3 protein-coding genes are annotated in these 3,540 nt (G+C 63.3%); 2 read left to right on the top strand and 1 reads right to left on the bottom strand.

Annotation, left to right across the window (positions count from 1 at the left end):
• Positions 1–96 precede the first annotated feature (96 nt).
• Together EOA22_RS27850 and EOA22_RS27845 are read left to right on the top strand one after the other, a co-directional pair.
• Positions 97–630 carry a DUF934 domain-containing protein gene (locus EOA22_RS27850; RefSeq protein WP_063169016.1) on the top strand — a complete coding sequence of 178 codons (534 nt, stop codon included), beginning with the start codon at positions 97–99 and terminating at the stop codon, positions 628–630.
• Between the two features lie 96 nt (positions 631–726).
• Positions 727–2,334, top strand: coding sequence for a GMC family oxidoreductase N-terminal domain-containing protein (locus tag EOA22_RS27845; protein ID WP_063169015.1), 1,608 nt, complete (start codon positions 727–729; stop codon positions 2,332–2,334).
• A gap of 123 nt (positions 2,335–2,457) precedes the next feature.
• Here EOA22_RS27845 and EOA22_RS27840 read toward each other — a convergent pair whose 3' ends face one another.
• Entirely contained in the window at positions 2,458–3,480 is a 1,023-nt protein-coding gene (locus EOA22_RS27840; RefSeq protein WP_063169014.1) for a fatty acid desaturase, read from the bottom strand.
• Positions 3,481–3,540: the final 60 nt, after the last annotated feature.

The following is a 3,540-nucleotide window of genomic DNA, read 5'->3' as shown; positions in this document are numbered from 1 at the left end:
GCTCCGCTCCGGTTCTCGGAAGCCGCCATTTTCGGCGCAGCCTGACCTGAATCTCAACACATCCTTGGTTTCGTTTGACTGTTTAGGAACTTTTTGATGACTGAACCGACGACACCGGAGACCCGGCTCTGGACCCCTGCGGGTTTTCAGGAGGATGAGTGGACGCATGCCGAAAGCGCCGATGCGCTGTCCGGCAACGGCCGCTTCATCCTGCCGTTGCAAGTCTTCCTCGATCTCGATCCGGAGGTGCGCCGCTCGGCCAAGGAACGGCTCGGCGTCCTGCTGCAGCCGGGTGATCAGCTCGAGAAGGTCGCCGACCTGCTCGACCAGCTGTCGCTGGTGGCGCTGGCCTTTCCGGCCTTCAGCGACGGCCGCTCCTTCTCCAAGGGAGAGCTGCTGCGCGGCCGCTACCATTTCGAAGGTGCCGTTCGCGCTACCGGCCAGGTGCTGGTCGACCAACTGCCGCATATGCTGCGGCTGGGCTTCGACGAGTTCGAGATATCGAACCCCGTGCTGTTGAAGCGCCTGGAGGAGGGCCGCACCGGCGGATTGGGGCTCTACTACCAGCCAGCCGCCGTGCCGGAACCAAAAGGCCCGAAATACTCCTGGCGGCGCGTTCGCAGCGGCTGACGTTGCGGTAATTCCGCGCGTCTTTACAACGCCCCCTGTTCAAGCCTTCTCTTGAGCTTCCGGATGGAAAATCCGGAATGATCGGGGAGGGTCTTCATGCGTTACGACTATGTCATAGCCGGCGCTGGGTCCGCCGGCTGTGCGCTTGCCGCACGGCTTTCGGAAGACCCCTCGAAAACGGTCTGCCTGATCGAAGCTGGCGGCGAGGGCAGGGATATGCTGATCCGCGCTCCGGCTGGCATTATCGGTATGCTTTCCGGCCGGCCCAGGATCAACAATTGGGCCTTCGAAACCGTGCCGCAGCAAGGTCTTGGCGGCCGCAAGGGCTACCAGCCGCGCGGCAAGGCGCTGGGCGGCTCCAGCGCCATCAATGCGATGCTCTATGTCAGGGGCCATCGCAGCGACTATGACGAATGGGCCGATCTGGGCTGTGAGGGCTGGTCATGGGATGAGGTTCTGCCCTATTTCCGGCGCGCCGAAGGCAATGAGCGCGGCACTGATGCCCTGCATGGCGGGGACGGCCCGTTGAAAGTGTCGAACCAGCGCTCGCCGAGGCCAATCGCCAAGGCCTTCATAGAGGCTTGTGCCGAAAACCAGATTCGCGCCTTGGACGATTTCAACGGACCGGAACAAGAGGGCGCCGGCTATTTCCAGGTGACCCAATTTGCCGGTGGCGCCCGTAATGGCGAGCGCTGTTCGACTGCCGCCGCCTATCTCCATCCGGTGATGCAGCGGACCAATCTGACCGTGATCACGCGGGCGCACGCCACAGGCATCGTCCTTGACGGCAAGCGGGCCACCGGTATCCGCTACCGGACACGCAAAGGCGAGGCAGTGGCGCAGGCGTCGTGCGAGGTGATCCTGTGTGGCGGTGCCTTCGGTTCGCCGCAGTTTCTGTTGCTGTCGGGTATCGGCCCGGCGGCCGAACTTGCCGTGCATGGCGTTCCCGTCGTCCACGAATTGCCGGGCGTCGGCAAGAACCTGCAGGACCACCTCGATTTCATCGTCGGCTGGAGATCGAAGGACACCGATATGCTTGGCATGAGCCCGCGCGGCGCGTTGGGTTTCCTACGGCATATCGCGCAGTGGCGGCGGGATGGGACCGGGCTGATCGCCTCGCCGGCGGCCGAGAGCGGCGCTTTCGTCAAATCCGACCCGGCGCTTGAGCGCCCTGACCTGCAGCTGCAATTCGTCATCGGGCTGGTCGAAAACCATGCGCGCACGCTGCACTACGGCTTCGGCTTCTCCTGTCATGTCTGCATATTGCGGCCGCACTCGCGTGGCGAGGTTGGGCTGGCCAGCGCCGATCCACTTGCCGCGCCGCGCATCGATCCGCGCTTTCTCAGCGACCAGCGCGATGCGGAGCTGCTGTTGAAAGGCGTGAGGATCACCCGGCAGGTGCTGGCTTCACCGGCGCTGACGCGCTACCGGCACAAGGAAATGCACATCGCCGGCGAGCCAAGCGATGCCGATCTGATGACCCATATCCGTACCCGCGCCGACACGGTCTATCACCCGGTCGGCTCCTGTCGGATGGGCGTCGACGAGATGGCGGTGGTCGATCCGCAACTCAAGGTGCGCGGGCTTGAAGCCTTGCGTGTCGTGGACGCCTCGGTGATGCCGACACTGATTGGTGGCAACACCAATGCGCCAACCATCATGATCGCCGAAAAGGCCGCCGACATGATCAGGGCTGCCTGGTAGGAGCTCCAGGCGCGGTGCCTATAGACTGGCGGTCGTTTTACTTTTCTTGGTTTGACGCAATTGCCCCAGGGAAAACGCTACGCGCTTTCCCTGGAAACCGTTCACCACTTCTGCTGGAATTGCTTAAGCCGCCGCCCGTGCCTCGCGGAACGACACCAGCTTGCGGCGGTTCTCGTCCCACAACGCCAGTTTAACGCAGCGCAGGCTTTCCAGCAGCGTGACACGGCCGATGTCGCGCAGCTCGGGATAATCCCGCAGCACTTCCTGCAACCGGTAGCACGGCACCTTGGCGGAGAGGTGATGGACGTGATGGACACCGATGTTGCCGGTGAACCAGTTCAGCACCGGCGGGAGGTCGTAATAGGACGATCCGTGCAAGGCGGCGTGCTGGAATTCCCAGTCGACATCCTTCGCCCATTCCGTTTCCTCGAACTGGTGCTGGACATAGAACAGCCAGATGCCGGCCGAACCGGCGAGGATGACGATCGGCAGGTGGACCACCAGGAACGCGCCGGGACCGACGAACCAAATGAGGATGGCTGCTGCGACCGCGATGCCAAGATTGGTGGTCATCGACGACACCCAAGGGGTCAGGCCGCCGCGCATCATGCCGACGGGCAGCCTTTGCTCGAAGATGAACAGCCAGATCGGACCGAGCCCGAACATCACCAGCGGGTGGCGATAGAGACGATAGGCAAGGCGGCCTCGCCACGACATCTGCCGGTATTCTGCAACGGTCAGCGTCCGGATGTCGCCCATGCCGCGTTCGTCAAGATTGCCGGCGCTGGCGTGGTGGGTCGCGTGGGCGCGCCGCCAGCAATCGTAGGGCGTCAGCGTCAGGATGCCGAGCGCGCGGCCGATCCAGTCGTCCGCGTAGCGATTGGCGAAGAAGGAGCCGTGGCCGCAATCGTGCTGGATCATGAAGATGCGCACCAGAAACCCGGCCGCGGGAAGGATGAGGATCAGTCCCCACCAATGGCCATAGGCATAGGCCGCCGAGGACAGGCCCCAGAGCATGGCGAATGGAATGAGAGTGATGGCGAGTTCGACGGTGCTGCGCCGCCTGTCAGGCTTCTTGTAGCGGGCGAGAATCTTCAGCCAGGCGCGCTTGCTGTTGGCGACCGTCTCAGGGGAAATCATGTTCATCAGGAAGCATAGGCGGGGTGCCTCGCCGCCGCAAGGCGACATCACGCAAAATTACTGTGC

This window comes from Mesorhizobium sp. M7A.F.Ca.US.014.04.1.1, from assembly GCF_003998745.1.
GTDB lineage: Bacteria > Pseudomonadota > Alphaproteobacteria > Rhizobiales > Rhizobiaceae > Mesorhizobium > Mesorhizobium ciceri.
Note: the sequence above shows the minus strand (reverse complement) of the source record. Positions and strands in the feature narration are given on the sequence as shown.